Here is a 16,000-nt window from a genome sequence, read left to right on the forward strand (position 1 = left end):
GGAAAGTAATATGGCTGAAAATAGGAAGGGTGGACAAGCTACAGCAAGGAACAAAGTTGAGAAAGCGCTGATACAGGCCTTGGAAGAGGATATGGGGGAGATTCCGGAGGCCTCTATTACCGTGGATGAATTGAAGGCTTTGGAATCTGCCGACAAGAAAAAGCGGAAGAAGCGGACGGTACGATATGTCAGTGTGGCGGCAATTGCGGTAATTGTGTGTGCGGCGGTGGTTTATGTGGCGTGGCCGGAGACAGCAGTCCCGGTCGACGCCGATAAGAATACGGAGCAGAGGGTTGAGACCGGGGATGGGGAGATCGTGATTAATGAAGGGGACGGTGTTGGGGAAATTGGGATAACTGAATATAATGAAACTAATTGGGATGCAGTTAGAAGTTACCAAGAAAAGTTTCCGGGACTGGGAATTCCCCAGTATATTCCAGAAGAATACAATTTTAATAATTTAAATATAGAAAAGTACAGTAAAGAAGAGTTCTATGCGTGCTTTACATATGAGAAAGGTAAAGAGCCTTTGTTAATTGAACAAAGAACATATCGAGAGGATGCAGCAAAAACGTCCTTTATAACAGAAGGAGCACAAACTATAAAGACAAAACTAGGGACAGCTTATGCAATGCCACAAGAAGGAGGCTCAACATTTATAATAATTAATTTAAAGACTGGAGACCTTTCTGTAAAGGGAACGTTGGATACTAAGGAGTTAATAAAAATTTTAGATAATGTAGAAATGCCTTAAATATATGTTTAAGGCATTTCTAAAAAGTATTAAAAGACACTACTGTAGCAAGTACGGGAAAGGCTGGAGCTTCCTTTTTTACTAGTGAAGACAGCTTTTATACGATAGACTTTACCTTTGACAAGCGTGAATGTGTAAGGGAAGTTAAGGGTTGAAACTTTAGTCTTTGTGCGTGAAACGGTTTTTACAGAAACGCCAGTTGCTGTTCGCCAAGAACCGTTATATTTTTCTTGCAAAGTCATTTTATTGGTACAAGAATCTACAGTGGTGGTATAGCGAATGTCTGCAGAAACTCGTGCAGATGTATTACTAGTGCGAGCAGCTGACACTGTTGCAGCACTTGTATACGCACTGACCACACTCACCGATCCGAAGACCAGCACCAACGCAATAACGAGAAAAAGACATTTTCTTTTCATTTTTTCCTACCTTTCTTCAATAAACATAAGTAATAAATATGCTGGTTTAATTTACCGTGATGAAGGCCTAAAAGACAATAATTGTCCGGGAACGGAAGTCGTATTGTCTTTTTTTCTGTCAAAAGTTCAAAAAAGTGGCCGATAAAATGGAGAAAAACGCATAAAAAGACTATTTTTTTTGTACTGCGCCGGGATATCAGAAAAATATCTTCTTGAATAACTGCAAAAGGCAGATTACAATGAGAAAGACAGGAAAGAGGAGGTTTTTGATGGATATAAAAGCAGACGTTTCCAGAAGCCAGCTGGCAAAAGAGGAGATCGACAGCAAAAGGGCTGAGGCCGATGCGGCGCTGGAAAAGCTTTGGTCTGGAAAAGAGGATTTTACAGGGTGGGTAAAACTGCCCATGCAATACGATAAGGCTGAGGTGGAGAGCATTTTGGCCGCAGCTGATCTTATTCGCCAGCAGTGTGAGCTTTTGATTGTCATAGGAATCGGAGGCTCTTATCTCGGCGCCAAGGCGGCTATAGAGGCTCTGCCCAGGGAGCCGGGATCACCGGAGATAAGATTTGCGGGAACTAATCTGAGCGCAGCTTGTCATGCCCAGCTGCTGGCGGAAATGCGTGGCAGGGAAGTGAGTCTATGCGTGATTTCCAAGTCAGGGACGACAGTGGAAACCGCGGCCTCTTTCCATATATTTAAAAAAGAGCTGATCGATACATATGGACCGGAGGAAGCCAAAAGGCGCATCTATGTCATAACCGATCCGGAAAAGGGCGCGCTGAGGGAAGAGGCCGAAAGGGAAGGCTATGTCAGCTTTTCCGTTCCTTCCGATATAGGCGGCCGGTATTCGGTTCTGACCCCGGTAGGACTGCTGCCCATCGCGGCGGCAGGGGCTGATATAAAGGCGATGCTGGCCGGAGCCGAGGCCATGGCGGTCTGCCCGGACTGGGATTTTTCAGCAAAGGACTATGCCATTGCAAGATACCTGCTCCTGCAGAAGGGCAAGTCGATCGAAGCGTTTCCATATTTCGAGCCGCGGCTCAGATCCTTTGTGGAATGGATTCGGCAGCTTTACGGAGAAAGCGAAGGGAAAAAGGGAACGGGACTGTTTCCCGCAGGTCTGGAACTGACCACAGACCTTCATTCCATAGGGCAATTTTTGCAGCAGGGAAGTCAGGTGTTTTTCGAGACCATACTGAATGTCCTGGAATCAGAAACAGACTTAACCATTCCTTCCGGGCCTCTTGAGGGAAAAACGCTGAATCAGCTCAACCGGGCTGCGGTCAAAGGTGTCATTGAGGCTCACGGCGGAGCGGAAATCCCCATCATCCGCATTGACATTCCAAAGCTGGATGCTTTTTATTTCGGGCAGCTGATCTACTTTTTTGAAACCACCTGCGCCATCACGGCCACACTGATGGGAGTCAATCCCTTCGATCAGCCGGGAGTCGAAGCGTACAAAAAAGAAATGAAAAAAGAAATTTCCTAATGCAAAGAGGGCAAAAATAGTTTACAATAGATAAGTGTATGGTATATAATATCCCATAAGGATAAAGTTAATTTTTTAACAATCGGCTCCGAGAAGGCGGGTTGTTACACTACAAGGAGGACATACAATGAAAAAAGTAGGAGTATTAGGAACAGGCACAATGGGTGCTGGAATTATTCAGGTTCTTGCTCAGAACGGATACGAAGTAGTACTGAGAGCCAGAAGACAGACTTCCGTTGACAACGGTATCGCTACCGTTACAAAGAATCTGGACAAAATGGTAAAAAAAGAAAAGATTACAGCTGCTGACAAAGATGAAATCCTGAGCAGAGTTCACGGTTCAACCGATATCAGCATCGTAAAAGACGCTGACCTGATTATCGAAGCCGCTACTGAAAATATGGAAGCAAAGAAAGCACTGTTCCAGGAGCTGGACGAACTGTGCAAGCCGGACACAATCATCGCTACTAATACTTCCGCTCTGTCCATCACAGAGATCGCAGCTGCAACTAACAGACCGGACAAGATCATCGGCATGCATTTCTTCAACCCGGTTCCTGCTATGAAGCTGGTTGAGATCGTAAAAGGTCTGACAACTTCCGATGAAACAAGAGAAACAATTCTCGAACTGACCAGAAGCCTGAAGAAGACTCCTGTAGACGTTGCCGAAGCTCCTGGATTCGTAGTAAACAGAATCCTGATCCCGATGATAAACGAAGGTATCGGCATCCTGGCTGACGGCGTTGCTGACGTTGAAGGCATTGACACAGCTATGCAGCTGGGCGCAAACCACCCGATGGGACCTCTCGCACTGGGCGACCTGATCGGACTGGACGTTTGCCTGGCAATCATGGAAACTCTGTACACAGAATTTGGCGACACAAAATACAGACCGCATACACTGCTGAGAAAAATGGTTAGAGCCAACAAGCTGGGAAGAAAGACTGGCGTTGGTTTCTACGACTACAGCAAATAAACGGATACATACTGCAACCTGCGTATAGAACGTAAATTCAGAGCTATTGTGCCGGATTGATCCGGCGCGATAGCTCTCTTTTTGTGCGGAGAAGCGAAAACCATCGGCTACTGCCGATGGAAAGCTGCCGATTTCTATACGGCTTCCTCTGCTGCGCCCGGCAGCCTGCATCCGAAAAGGATAAATGTCACACAGACTCCGAAAAAAGTGGAAAACTGATAGTTCTGTCGGAGTTGCCCCGGGAAAATAAGGAGGAATATCGTAATATGCGATCGTTTGAAGGACAAATGATATTTTTAGGAAAGAATGAGGTGAGATTTTTAAAAAACTGTCAAAATCGCGCAATCAAATACTCCTGATTGATATTTAGCCGCGCGTCCCTTCCCGAATCGCTATGAAACTATCAAAGCAGTGCGATAAAATACGCCCCATTGATATTCATACGCTGTGACCCAGTGCAGCTGCGATAGCAGGCCGGATTCCGTAAGAAGCTGCGGTAACTTTTTCTGAAATTTGCAGACCGGTTACCAAAGCCACCGCTTCAAACCGCCGGGCATAACATAAGGATTAGTTTTCCCCTTCCCATACCGAAAAAAGCATCTGATTCCGCTGTATATTGGTACCTCATTGCCGCCATCCGCTATAGGAATGGCGGCGGCTGTCAGCTATAATTTTATTATGGCATCACGAAAAAGCAGGATAATAGGAGGGACCATGAAAAAGAGTGTTTTGCTGCCGCTTTTGGCGATTAACTTTTACCACGTTATGGGTGGCTTTGATTTTATCGTTATCGACAAACTGACAGAGACGGCTTCGCCGGTAACCGTTATTTTTCTGAGGCTTTTACTGGCTGCGGTTATTTTGATGGCTTACGCCGCAGTGCGGAAAATCAGCCTGAGAATTAAAAAAGAAGATCTTCTGAGAGTGATCTTGTGCGGCGGCATTGGGTTCGCTCTTTATTATACCCTTGAGGCAACCGGTATAGAGAAAACCTCCGGTTCCCTGGCATCGCTGATCCTGGCTTTGATTCCGTTTTTCGGCATGGCCGGGGACAGACTCGTTTTCAAGAATCCGATATCCTGGAAGAAGGGAATCTGCGCATGCTGCTCTTTGGCAGGCGTTTTTCTGATCGTAACAGGATCGGAAGGATCCAATCTAACAGGCACGGTGTATGGGATTCTGATTATGTTTGCCGCCGCTTTGTCCTGGACCTCTTATATCATTTTAGTAAAGCCGCTGCAGGAAAAATACGATTTAATTGCTGTTACGGCGGTTCTTTTCCTTGTGGGAACGATTTTCGAGCTTCCGTTTTTCCTTGCGTCCGGTCCGGCAGAGGTTCTGAGCCTGAGCGGATTTGACTGGACGATTCTGATCGCCACGGGGGTGGTATGCATTGCCCTGGGGCAGGCGATGTACATATATGGTGTTGGCAGGCTGTCTGTCACAACCGTCTCCCTCTACGCCAACCTGCTGCCCCTTGTGACCGTGGTTTTTTCCTTTCTGTTTTTTGGGCAGGTTCTGAGTCTGCGGCAGCTGCTGGGAGGCGCGGTTATTCTGATTGTAGTCACCCTGTCATCGGTGCTGCCGGACAAGGGGACGGATAGCCCTGCGGATACGGAGTAAGCGGGAAAGCATAAAGAAAGCTGCCTGAGCATATTTTTTCTTCCGGTGCAAGAAAAACGTTGTACCCTTCCTCGAATTGGTATATATTATTTATATTAGAGATCTGAAAATCTTATCTGTTTTATCTATTTACACGACCTCCAGTGAAATCACCAAAACAGGACGACAAAAGCAAGAAAGGAACGCATGGCGTTGCTGTGCGTGGAATGTGACTTATGGAAGAAAAAATACTTAAGGGGAAGAAAGTAGCCGAATTGAGAGCAATGGCAAAGGAATTGGGGCTCAAGGGCTGTGACGCTATGCGTAAAGCGGAGCTTATCGAAGCGCTCTTGCAGGTGCCTGCGCAGCAGGCAGAGGACGCCGAAACGGAACAGACGGAAGCGAAGCCCAGGAGTAGGGAGAAAAACGGAAGAACTGCCAAAATGCCGAGGGGAAGGGCAAAAGCAAAGGACGCAGATCCGGTCAAAGAAGCCAGGCCCGGCGGAGAAGAAAAACCTGCCAAAGAGACAAAGGCAAAGGATAAAGAGCCCGAAGCCGCCGCGCCTCCAGCAGAAGACGAGGCTGCGGAGAACAAGGGGAAAAGGGGCGAACGGAAAGTAGTGCCGGACAAAGAGGATCGGCCTGAAGTGGAAGGCATCCTGGAACTTGCCGACGGCGGCTTTGGCTTCCTGCGTTTTTCCAATTTCCTCACCAGCGACAAGGATATCTATGTTTCCCCTGCCCAGATAAGAAGGTTCAATCTGAAGACCGGTGATAAGATCCGGGGAATTTCAAGAAAACCCAACGAAGGGGAGCGGTTCGGAGCGCTGCTCTATGTGGTGACGGTTAATGGGGATGAGCCCGGCGTAGCGATAAAGCGGCCGCATTTTGAGGATCTGACGCCGATCTTTCCCGATCAGAGGCTGACTCTGGAGGACGGAAGCAGAGATCTTTCCATGCGCTTGATCGACTTGATCGCGCCCATAGGAAAGGGACAGCGCGGACTGATCGTAGCACCGCCGAAAGCAGGAAAAACCGTTCTTTTGAAAAAGATTGCCAACAGCATTGAAAAGAAATATCCGGACGTTGAAATGATCGTTCTTCTGGTGGACGAAAGACCGGAGGAGGTTACGGACATGAAACGTTCTCTCCAGGGGGGAGAGGTTATCTACTCCACCTTTGACGAGCTGCCGCAGCACCATGTAAAGGTCGCGGAAATGGTATTGGCGCGGGCCCAGCGTCTGGTGGAACACGGAAAAGACGTAGTCATTCTTTTGGACAGCATTACCAGACTGGCCAGAGCGTATAACCTGGTAGTTCCCGCATCGGGCAGAACCCTTTCCGGCGGACTGGATCCGGGAGCGCTCCACAAACCGAAAAAGTTCTTCGGCGCGGCCAGAAACATGGAGGAGGGCGGCAGCATTACGATCCTTGCCACTGCGCTGGTGGAAACAGGCAGTCGTATGGACGACGTCATCTTCGAAGAATTTAAGGGAACGGGAAATATGGAGCTGCATCTGGACAGAAGGCTTTCCGAAAAGCGTATCTTCCCGGCCATTGATCTGAATAAGTCGGGAACCAGAAGAGAAGATCTGTTGATGAATCAGGAAGAGCTGGGCGCGGTATGGGCTATGCGCAGAGCGCTTTCAAACGGAAGTACGCAGGATGTGACAGAGACGATCATCGACAATCTGACCCACACCAAAAACAACCGCGACTTCATTCAGGTAATCAGAAAAGTAAGACTTGAGGGGTAAGCATGGATCTGAAACGAATATTTGTAAAAGACGCCTGTCCTACGAAGGTAGGAGGACAGGCCGTCTTAGACGGGATTATGATGAAAGGGGAGGATCGGACCGCAGTGGCTGTCCGTTTTCCCAATAAAGATATACACATAAAGACGGAGAAATTAAAGAAACCGGCCAAGTGGATGAAAATTCCCATCATCCGCGGCGTCGGTGTTTTCGTGTCCTCGCTGGTTACAGGAACCAGGACCCTGATGTATTCGGCTGAGGTGCTGGAAAGCTATGATGGACCGGATGCGGTCGAATACGAAGACGACAAGCTGAGCCTCTGGCTGGAAAAAAGGTTTGGCGAAAAGGGCGCCTGGAATGTGATGCTCTACGCTTCCGTGGTGATCGCTCTGCTTTTGACGGTGGGCATCTTCATCATTATGCCTACGGCCGCCGTCAACTGGCTGGGCCATTTCACCTCCAGCGGCGTAGTGCTCAACCTGGTAGAGGGCGTACTGCGTATTATGCTGTTTATCATCTATGTTCTGGCTATCTCTAAAATGCCGGATATTCAGAACGTATTCCGATACCACGGAGCTGAGCACAAGTGCATCCACTGCTTTGAAAATGGGCTGGAACTGACCCCGGATAACTGCCAGGGTTTTTATACCCTGCATCCCAGATGCGGAACCAGCTTTCTTATGTTCGTAATGGTAATCAGCCTGGTGCTGTTTTCTCTTTTAGGATGGCCCAATCTGTTCTGGCGGATTGCCTCAAGACTGCTACTGATACCGGTCATCGCGGGACTTTCCTATGAACTGCTCAGATGGGCGGGCCGCAGCGACAACTGGCTGGTTAAGGTTCTCAGCCTGCCGGGGCTCTATCTGCAGAAGCTGACGACCGCTGAGCCGGATAAGGAACAGCTGGAAGTGGCGATCGCGGCTATGAAGGCGGTAATGGTAGATCCGGACACGCCTTGTTATGAGGGACTGTGCGATAAGGACGGGAAGCCTCTGGCAAAAGAGGAACCGGAGACACAAGAAAATTCAGAGAAAGAGAAGAAGGACGACGACACATGCTTGTAAGAGAAATGATAAAGGCGGGGGAGATCAGGCTCATTGAGGCCCACTGTATGGACCCCTGGCTGGACGCGGAGCTCTTATATTATTATTTGACCGGAAAGGACCGGGTGGACCTTTTTCTGGCAGCCAACCAGCCTGTGGATAAGGAGCTGCAGCGTAGATATTTCGATCTCATCAGCCAGCGGGAAAAACGGATTCCCCTGCAGCATATCACGGGTTCGCAGGAATTCATGGGACTGACCTTTCAGGTAAACCCCGACGTGCTGATTCCTCGTCAGGATACGGAGATTCTGGTGGAAGAAGCAGCGAAGATCATCCGGGGAGACAATCCCCGCATACGGCAGAAAAGAGGCTGGAAGGTACTGGATCTGTGCTGCGGCAGCGGAGCCATCGGAATATCTCTGGCAAGGGTCTGTGAGAATATAAAGGTGACGGCCAGCGATTACAGTGAGGCAGCGCTGGAGACCGCGAAGCTGAACGCGGAGAAAAACCGCGTCAAGATCAAATTTTTTCAGGGAGATCTCTACCAGGCGGTGAGAAAGAAACGCTTTGACATGATCGTTTCCAATCCGCCCTACATCCGTACCCATATGATTCCCATTCTGCAGGATGAGGTGAAATCCTTTGAACCGCTTATGGCCCTCGACGGCGGGGAGGACGGCCTGGATTTTTACAGAAAGATTATCGCGGACGCGCCGGCGTATCTGCGCAAGAATGGCGTTCTGGTCCTGGAGATCGGCCACGATCAGGCGCAGGATGTGACCGCGCTGATTAAAGAGACGAAAAAATTTACCAAGGTCAATGTGGTTAAGGATCTGGCCGGACATGATCGGGTTATATATACAGCAACATTGTACTGAAAATTCAGTGGTTGGATTTCCATTTTTGTGGTAAAATTATACTACACCTGAGAAAAAGGGGGATGCCCGATTTCAAAGGAAACAGAAAAGTAAATCGTACTGAACCAGAAAGAAGGGATTCTTATGGAAAGGCGGTGGCATACGAAATATGTGAACGATCTCTGTATGGCATGGCCGATGCAGAGATTTTTTGATTTGAATGGAGTAAATTATGGAAAAGAAAGAGCTGGCTCAGCTGCTGGCCCTGGATGATTTCAGCCCGGTCTATGAAAAGGCCGATGCTGTGAGACGGGAAAACGTGGGCGATGAGGTACACATCAGAGCGATCATAGAGTTTTCCAATATCTGTGGCAGAAAATGCAGATACTGCGGCCTCAACAGCACCAACAAAAGCGTTATTCGCTATCGAATGTCCCCGGAGGAGATTCTGGATACGGCCAGGCAGGCTATAGATGCGGGATACAGAACCATCGTTCTCCAGTCCGGCGAGGACCCGTGCTTTCACAAGGAGAGCCTGGGGCAGGTAGTGAAGGAAATTAAAAAAGCGGGCGCTGCCGTGACTCTCAGCTGCGGCGAGCTTACCTTTGAGGAACTGGAATATCTTCGGGACTGCGGCGCGGATCGTTACCTGCTCAAGCACGAGACGGCGGATCCTGAGCTGTATAAGCAGCTGCATCCCTGCGGCACTCTCGAGGAGCGGGTGACCTGCCTGGAAAATATCTATCGCCTGGGCTATGAAACAGGCAGCGGATTTATGATCGGTCTTCCCGGCCAGACCCTGGAAACCATTGCCGACGATCTGCTGCTGCTGCAAAAGCTGCACTGCGCCATGGCGGGAATCGGTCCTTTTATTCCCCATCCGGATACCCCGCTGGGAAAGGAAAAGGAAGGCAGCCCGGAGCTGACCAAACGGGCCGTTGCTCTGGCAAGGCTGCTGCTGCCCAAGGCCAATCTTCCGGTGACAACCTCTCTGGGAGTCATCAATCAGAAGGAAAAAGAAAACGCTTTCGCCTGCGGCGCCAATGTTATTATGAAAAAGGTAACGCCGGACCCATACAAAGAGGCATATGAAATCTATCCGGCAAAGCTGGAAAAGACGGATATTAAAAAAGACAGAAAACTACTAGAGGAACAGATCAGAGGGCTGGGAAGAATCCCCCTCTAAACAAAAGGAAGGAAGAATCATGTACAACAGTAAATCCAAAATCGCGACTGAATTTATCGACGACGCTGAGATCAAACGCACCTTAAAATATGCGGAAGAACACAAAAATGACCTGGAGGCCATGCGTCAGCTTCTCAAACGGGCGGAGGACTGCAAGGGCCTGACCTATCAGGAGGCGGCGATGCTGCTGGAGTGCGAAGACCCGCAGATTCATCAGGAAATTTTCAGCCTGGCCGAAAGAATCAAAGAGAAATTTTATGGCAACCGTATCGTTATGTTTGCGCCGCTGTACCTTTCCAACTACTGTATCAACGGATGCAAATACTGTCCGTATCATGGCCAGAATAAGCACATTCGCCGCAAAAAACTGACCCAGGAGGAAATCGTGCAGGAAGTGACGGCTCTGCAGGACATGGGGCACAAGAGATTGGCCCTGGAAACCGGCGAAGATCCCAAAATGAATCCCATTGAATACGTTTTGGAATCCATCAAAACCATCTATGGCATCAAGCACAAGAACGGGGCTATCCGCAGAGTCAACGTCAACATTGCGGCGACCACTGTGGAAAACTACAAGAAATTGAAGGATGCGGGAATCGGTACATATATTCTTTTCCAGGAGACTTATAATAAAGAAGCTTACGAAGATCTTCATCCGTCGGGACCAAAGAGCGACTACGCTTACCATACCGAGGCTATGGACCGGGCAATGGAGGCCGGCATCGACGATGTGGGCTGCGGCGTTCTCTTTGGACTCAATCTGTACAAATATGATTTCGTAGGAATTCTCATGCACGCCAAGCATCTGGAAGATACCTTCGGCTGCGGGCCGCATACGATCAGTGTGCCGCGGGTACGGACCGCCGATGACATTGACCCGGATGAATTCGATAATGGTGTACCGGATGAAATTTTCAAGCGTATCATCGCCCTGCTGAGAATCGCAGTTCCATATACGGGAATTATCATGTCCACAAGAGAGAGCAAGGAAATGCGTGCGGCAGCTCTGCACCTGGGAGTTTCCCAGCTCAGCGGCGGCAGCAGAACCAGCGTAGGCGGCTATGTGGAGGAGGAAGATGAAGAGGACAATTCCGCACAGTTTGAGGTCAGCGATACGAGAACCCTCAATCAGGTAGTGGATTGGCTGATCGATGAGGGACACGTACCCAGCTTCTGTACCGCCTGCTACAGAGAAGGAAGGACGGGAGACCGCTTCATGAGTCTGGTAAAGAACGGGCAGATCGCAAATATCTGTCAGCCTAACGCACTGATGACCTTAAAGGAATATCTGGAGGACTACGCGTCACCGGAAACCAAAGCCAAGGGTGAGGCGATCATCGCCAAGAGACTGGAAATGATTCCCAACGAAAAAGTAAAAGAGGTTGTCAGGGAGCATCTGGGAGACATTCAGGAAGGCCGTCGGGATTTCAGACTGTAACTTTTGAGGAGGACACTATGAGTTTAAATGAAACACCGAGAGCGGACCGGCTCCATGTCGGTATTTTCGGAAAGAGAAATACGGGAAAATCTTCGCTGATTAACGCCCTTACCAATCAGAACATCTCTCTGGTATCCGATCGTCCGGGAACTACCACAGACCCGGTGTTTAAATCGATGGAGCTGCATCCCATAGGACCCGTTGTTTTCATCGATACGGCGGGATTTGACGATGACGACGGAGAGCTTGGAGCTCTGCGGGTGGAAAAAACCGCCGAGGTGATGGATAAGACCGATGTAGCCATTGTAATTTTTGAGGATGAAGACTTCACAAAGGAAAAAAGATGGATTCAGAAACTGGAGGCGGCGGGCATTCCGGTGATTCCGGTCATTGGTAAGTCCGATGAAATCTATGGGGAGAGCCTGCTGGCAAAAGCGATAGAAGAGGAGTTGGGGATTGAGCCTATTCTGGTCAGCGCGCTGCGAAGAGAGGGCATGGAAGATATCAAGCAGGCCATTGAAAAGGCCGTACCGGAGGACTTCAAGCGGAAACGCATTCTGGGCAATATGGTAAAGCACGGCGAACTGGTCATGCTGGTTATGCCTCAGGATATTCAGGCGCCAAAGGGCAGGTTGATTCTGCCGCAGGTACAGACCATCCGCGAACTTCTGGATAATAAATGCACGACCGTATGCACCACTGCCGACGGGTTCGTTCGAAGCCTCAAAGCTTTGGCGAAGGCTCCGGGACTGATCATCACAGACTCTCAATGCTTTAAAGAGGTTTATGAGCACAAGCCGAAAGAAAGCCGGCTGACCTCCTTTTCCGTTCTCTTTGCCGCATATAAAGGGGATATCGGCGTTTTTACCAAAGGAGCGGATGCCATCGACCAACTGACTGCCGATTCAAAGGTTTTGATTGCGGAAGCCTGTACCCACGCGCCGCTGGAAGAAGACATCGGGCGGGAGAAAATTCCCCGGATGCTGAGAAAGCGTTTTGGGGAAGATCTGCAGGTTAATGTTGTAGCGGGATCGGAATTCCCTGATGACTTGAGCGACTACGATCTGATTATACATTGCGGTGCATGCATGTTCAACAGAAGGCACGTCCTTTCCAGAATCGCGGAAGCCCAGGCGGCAGGGGTGGCCATTACCAATTACGGAATTACGATGGCCAAACTCAACGGTATTTTGGATAAAATCCGGATCCCGGAATAGACCGCTGCGTTATCGTACATAATATCTATAAATTACATGGGCAAATATGTTTTATTTGCCCATGTTGTGTTATAATGATCCCGGCTGTTACGAGAACCAGACATTAAGGAGATTTACCGGAAATGAAATCGAAAAGACTAAAACCCAGGAGGATGGTTGTTCTTGGGTTTTTAAGCATTATATTATTGGGAACCGTCCTTCTCATGCTGCCCATATCCGCCGCCGCAGGGAAAAGCGTTTCCTTTGTGGACAGTTTGTTTACTTCCACAAGCGCAGTATGCGTTACAGGGCTTGTGAGCGTGGACGCGGGGACCACTTTCTCTTTCTTCGGACAAGTTGTGCTGGCGGCGCTGATACAGATTGGCGGTCTGGGCATTACTTCCATAGGTGTGATCGTCATACTGACGGCGGGCGGCCGATTCGGTATCGGAAAACAACGGCTGATTAAGGAGTCGCTGAACCTGTCCTCAGGAAAGGGTCTTACAGCTGTCGTAAGAGCGGTTTTGTACGTGACTGTGGCTTTTGAGCTTGTAGGCGCTGCCGCCAGCTATCTGTCTTTTTCGCAGGATTTTGCCCGTACAGACGCAATAGGGATTAGCCTTTTCCATTCCATTGCAGCCTTTAACAATGCGGGGTTTGATATATTGGGTGATTTTCAGAGTCTGATCAATTACAGTTCAGACGTGTGGCTCTGCCTGGTAACAAGCGGTTTGATCATTTTCGGCGGCCTGGGATTCTTTGTTATCAGTGAGATGGCTTCCGGGAAGTCACCGAGGCGGTGGTCGCTTCATACGAAAGTCGTTATCGCCACTACTTTTTTCCTATTACTGGGCGGAACGCTTCTGCTCAAATGTACGGAAGGCAGTTCCTTTACCTGGCTGGATGCCTTTTTTCAGAGTGTTTCTGCCAGAACCGCCGGATTTGCCAGTGTGGATATTGGCGCCGTGAGCAAATCGGGGCTGCTGGTCCTGATGGTGCTCATGTTTATCGGGGCATCGCCGGGCTCCACGGGAGGGGGCGTCAAAACCACGACGTTTTTTGTCCTCTGCCGGAAAGCCAACAGCGTTATCTTTAACAGGCATTGCACGGCGTTCAGAAGAAAGCTGCCGGAAACGGTTGTGACCAAGGCTTTTACGGTTTTCACCATGGCGGTCAGCGTGATTATACTCAGTACGTTTCTGGTGTCCATGCTCGAGCCGGAATTTACCTTTCAGCAGATATTTTTCGAGATAATCAGCGGGTATGCGACAACGGGACTGTCCACGGGAATTACGCCTTCTCTGTGCGCGGCGAGCAAGATTATTATTTCCGTTACCATGTTTGTAGGAAGATTGGGGCCTTTGACGATCGCTACGATCTGGCTCAATCGGGATGTTCCGGCGGTCACATATTCGGAAGAAGATGTGACTATAGGATAGGGAGGTTTGTATGAAAGAAGGAAGAAGATCGGGATTTGGGATCATAGGGCTGGGCCGTTTCGGTCTGGCGCTGGCAAAAACTCTGGCGGAGTCGGGAGCAGAGGTGATCGCCATTGACGGGGATGAGAACAAGCTGAGGCTGGTCCGCAATCATGTGCAGGATGCTTTCCGGATGGGCAAGCTGACGAAGGACGCGCTGGAGGAAACGGGGATCGGCGAATGTGAAACGGTTGTCGTATGTATTGGTGAGAAAGTGGACGTGAGCCTTCTAACCACTCTCAATGTGCTTAATCTGGGGGTGCCCAGAGTTATCGCCAAGGCGGACAGCATTGAACACGGCATCATTCTGGAAAGAATCGGAGCCGAGGTCGTTCATCCCGAAATGGAGACTGCCACCCGCCTGGCTGCCGTTCTGCTGGGATCAAAGGCGCTGGACATGATGAGGCTCAACGACGATTATGTGGTATCGGAGATCAAAGTCGATAAACGTCTCCACGGCAAAACAATCCACGATCTGCATTTGGATAAATACGACCTGAAACTGATCGCTCTGGAAAAGGAGCCCAACATAACGCTGCCGGACGCCAGCCTGGATGAGGTGCTGACAGAGGACGACGCTATTTTAGTCATAGGGAAATTTGCCGATGCCGACCGCTTTGAGCGAAAGGTAATGAACCGGGGTTAAGTCTTTTGTGCCGGGGCCCGCAGGCCCGCGGGCCCCGGGCGGGCGGGCGGCGTAGGCGGCGCGGCCGGTTTGATGGGCAAGCAGCTGGCTTGGCGGATAAGCGGCTGGTTTGGTGAGCAAGTCAGCCCGTTTGGCGGGGAGATCGGCCGGCTTGATGAGCAGGCGCCCGGCTTGGCGCGCAGTCAGCGAAGGCGAATTTAAAAAAATCGGTGGTTTCGGCGGTTTATGTTCCAAATGGACGATTTTACGGCATAAGTGAACATAAAATAAGCGCAGTTAAATTGTCGCTGCCACAAATTTGCTGCTATTGTAGCTAGCATATGAATAAGTTTGCCTTTTTAGATTGCTTCACCCCTGGAATTGTGCGAAATTTTAACACAATTCCAGAAAAATATGTTCACAAAGCAACTTTGGAAGGGCATTTGGAATATAAAATGGAAAAAAGCTTATTCGACGATTTTACGCCAGGGAAATATTTCCCGCACAGGCTGCCAGAACAGACCGCCAGATTGCAAAAAACACTTGTTTTTCGGGCCAGGCTGTGATATATTATATAGGCTGCACGGCAGTAATTTATGCAAAGGGTGGTAAGACCCGAGCAGGAAAGAGGTGAGAAGCATGAAGGAAGGAATCCATCCTGACTATAAGGAATGTAAAGTAACTTGCGCATGCGGTAACACATTTGTTACAAAGTCCACAATGGAAGAAATTCGTTTGGACGTTTGCTCAGAGTGTCATCCATTCTTTACAGGTCAGCAGAAGTTCATCAACCGTGGTGGACGTGTTGAAAAGTTCAAGAACAAGTATCATCTGGACTAAGAAGATTATTATCGATAGCCATCTTTCGAGTGGCACGTATCCCGGAAAAATTCGGGGCGGACGTGTCAGCAGGAAGGTGGTTATTTTTTATACGGAGCGAACACGATTCCGTCATAATACGGCAGGCGGCATAGTTTGCGACCAAGGTGTTTCTTTTGGCCCAATGGTCGCGGGATCCGCCGGCAAAATCGAGATTTGGTCGCAAACGTCGCAAACAAACTTACGGCCAATTTTCTGTACTGATTGCTATATTTGGAGCCGATACAACAGTGATAGGAACTCCAATATGTCAATAACTTGAGAAAATGTCTCTTTTTGCGAAGGAAATTCACTTGAGAAAAT

14 protein-coding genes are annotated in these 16,000 nt (G+C 49.2%); 13 read left to right on the forward strand and 1 reads right to left on the reverse strand.

Features of this window, described 5'->3' with window-relative positions:
• The first annotated feature begins 10 nt into the window (after positions 1–10).
• Positions 11–754, forward strand: a complete 744-nt coding sequence (locus NE619_RS16255; RefSeq protein WP_256133516.1) for a DUF4367 domain-containing protein — start codon at positions 11–13, stop codon at positions 752–754.
• Between the two features lie 29 nt (positions 755–783).
• Here NE619_RS16255 and NE619_RS16260 read toward each other — a convergent pair whose 3' ends face one another.
• Positions 784–1,173, reverse strand: a complete 390-nt coding sequence (locus NE619_RS16260; RefSeq protein ID WP_256133517.1) for a hypothetical protein — start codon at positions 1,171–1,173, stop codon at positions 784–786.
• A gap of 269 nt (positions 1,174–1,442) precedes the next feature.
• Here NE619_RS16260 and NE619_RS16265 point away from each other — a divergent pair, with 269 nt between their 5' ends.
• From NE619_RS16265 to rpmE, 12 genes are all read left to right on the forward strand, one after another.
• On the forward strand, positions 1,443–2,663 hold the full coding sequence (locus NE619_RS16265) for a glucose-6-phosphate isomerase (RefSeq protein ID WP_256133519.1): 1,221 nt from the start codon (positions 1,443–1,445) through the stop codon (positions 2,661–2,663).
• Between the two features lie 127 nt (positions 2,664–2,790).
• Positions 2,791–3,639: a 3-hydroxybutyryl-CoA dehydrogenase gene (locus NE619_RS16270; protein WP_256133520.1), complete on the forward strand. Its 849-nt coding sequence runs from the start codon at positions 2,791–2,793 to the stop codon at positions 3,637–3,639.
• Between the two features lie 714 nt (positions 3,640–4,353).
• On the forward strand, positions 4,354–5,262 hold the full coding sequence (locus NE619_RS16275; protein ID WP_256133521.1) for a DMT family transporter: 909 nt from the start codon (positions 4,354–4,356) through the stop codon (positions 5,260–5,262).
• A gap of 215 nt (positions 5,263–5,477) precedes the next feature.
• Positions 5,478–6,998 carry a transcription termination factor Rho gene (gene rho, locus NE619_RS16280; RefSeq protein WP_256133522.1) on the forward strand — a complete coding sequence of 507 codons (1,521 nt, stop codon included), beginning with the start codon at positions 5,478–5,480 and terminating at the stop codon, positions 6,996–6,998.
• Positions 6,999–7,000: 2 nt separating this feature from the next.
• Positions 7,001–8,059 carry a DUF1385 domain-containing protein gene (locus NE619_RS16285; protein WP_256133524.1) on the forward strand — a complete coding sequence of 353 codons (1,059 nt, stop codon included), beginning with the start codon at positions 7,001–7,003 and terminating at the stop codon, positions 8,057–8,059.
• Positions 8,050–8,916: a peptide chain release factor N(5)-glutamine methyltransferase gene (prmC, locus tag NE619_RS16290; protein WP_256133525.1), complete on the forward strand. Its 867-nt coding sequence runs from the start codon at positions 8,050–8,052 to the stop codon at positions 8,914–8,916. Before NE619_RS16285 ends, prmC begins: the two co-directional genes overlap by 10 nt.
• 211 nt (positions 8,917–9,127) lie before the next feature.
• Positions 9,128–10,081 (forward strand): [FeFe] hydrogenase H-cluster radical SAM maturase HydE, encoded by a 954-nt coding sequence (hydE, locus tag NE619_RS16295; protein WP_256133526.1) that lies wholly within the window; start codon positions 9,128–9,130, stop codon positions 10,079–10,081.
• Between the two features lie 19 nt (positions 10,082–10,100).
• Positions 10,101–11,519: a [FeFe] hydrogenase H-cluster radical SAM maturase HydG gene (hydG, locus tag NE619_RS16300; RefSeq protein WP_256133528.1), complete on the forward strand. Its 1,419-nt coding sequence runs from the start codon at positions 10,101–10,103 to the stop codon at positions 11,517–11,519.
• A gap of 17 nt (positions 11,520–11,536) precedes the next feature.
• Entirely contained in the window at positions 11,537–12,736 is a 1,200-nt protein-coding gene (gene hydF / locus NE619_RS16305; RefSeq protein WP_256133530.1) for a [FeFe] hydrogenase H-cluster maturation GTPase HydF, read from the forward strand.
• A gap of 122 nt (positions 12,737–12,858) precedes the next feature.
• A complete protein-coding gene (locus tag NE619_RS16310) occupies positions 12,859–14,154 on the forward strand; it encodes a TrkH family potassium uptake protein (RefSeq protein ID WP_256133531.1) in 1,296 nt (431 codons plus the stop codon).
• Between the two features lie 10 nt (positions 14,155–14,164).
• Positions 14,165–14,839, forward strand: coding sequence for a potassium channel family protein (locus tag NE619_RS16315; RefSeq protein WP_256133532.1), 675 nt, complete (start codon positions 14,165–14,167; stop codon positions 14,837–14,839).
• 618 nt (positions 14,840–15,457) lie between these two features.
• The gene (gene rpmE, locus NE619_RS16320; protein ID WP_256133533.1) at positions 15,458–15,658 is read left to right on the forward strand and encodes a 50S ribosomal protein L31; all 201 of its coding nucleotides are present in this window, start codon (positions 15,458–15,460) and stop codon (positions 15,656–15,658) included.
• Positions 15,659–16,000 lie beyond the last annotated feature (342 nt).

The organism is Anaerovorax odorimutans (assembly GCF_024459955.1).
Classification (GTDB): domain Bacteria; phylum Bacillota; class Clostridia; order Peptostreptococcales; family Anaerovoracaceae; genus Hominibacterium; species Hominibacterium odorimutans_A.

Bases quoted from the DNA above. Each gene is read 5' to 3' on its own strand.
- NE619_RS16255 (WP_256133516.1), top strand. From the start codon at position 11: ATGGCTGAAAATAGGAAGGGTGGACAAGCTACAGCAAGGAACAAAGTT.
- NE619_RS16260 (WP_256133517.1), bottom strand. From the start codon at position 1,173: ATGAAAAGAAAATGTCTTTTTCTCGTTATTGCGTTGGTGCTGGTCTTC.
- NE619_RS16265 (WP_256133519.1), top strand. From the start codon at position 1,443: ATGGATATAAAAGCAGACGTTTCCAGAAGCCAGCTGGCAAAAGAGGAG.
- NE619_RS16270 (WP_256133520.1), top strand. From the start codon at position 2,791: ATGAAAAAAGTAGGAGTATTAGGAACAGGCACAATGGGTGCTGGAATT.
- NE619_RS16275 (WP_256133521.1), top strand. From the start codon at position 4,354: ATGAAAAAGAGTGTTTTGCTGCCGCTTTTGGCGATTAACTTTTACCAC.
- rho (WP_256133522.1), top strand. From the start codon at position 5,478: ATGGAAGAAAAAATACTTAAGGGGAAGAAAGTAGCCGAATTGAGAGCA.
- NE619_RS16285 (WP_256133524.1), top strand. From the start codon at position 7,001: ATGGATCTGAAACGAATATTTGTAAAAGACGCCTGTCCTACGAAGGTA.
- prmC (WP_256133525.1), top strand. From the start codon at position 8,050: ATGCTTGTAAGAGAAATGATAAAGGCGGGGGAGATCAGGCTCATTGAG.
- hydE (WP_256133526.1), top strand. From the start codon at position 9,128: ATGGAAAAGAAAGAGCTGGCTCAGCTGCTGGCCCTGGATGATTTCAGC.
- hydG (WP_256133528.1), top strand. From the start codon at position 10,101: ATGTACAACAGTAAATCCAAAATCGCGACTGAATTTATCGACGACGCT.
- hydF (WP_256133530.1), top strand. From the start codon at position 11,537: ATGAGTTTAAATGAAACACCGAGAGCGGACCGGCTCCATGTCGGTATT.
- NE619_RS16310 (WP_256133531.1), top strand. From the start codon at position 12,859: ATGAAATCGAAAAGACTAAAACCCAGGAGGATGGTTGTTCTTGGGTTT.
- NE619_RS16315 (WP_256133532.1), top strand. From the start codon at position 14,165: ATGAAAGAAGGAAGAAGATCGGGATTTGGGATCATAGGGCTGGGCCGT.
- rpmE (WP_256133533.1), top strand. From the start codon at position 15,458: ATGAAGGAAGGAATCCATCCTGACTATAAGGAATGTAAAGTAACTTGC.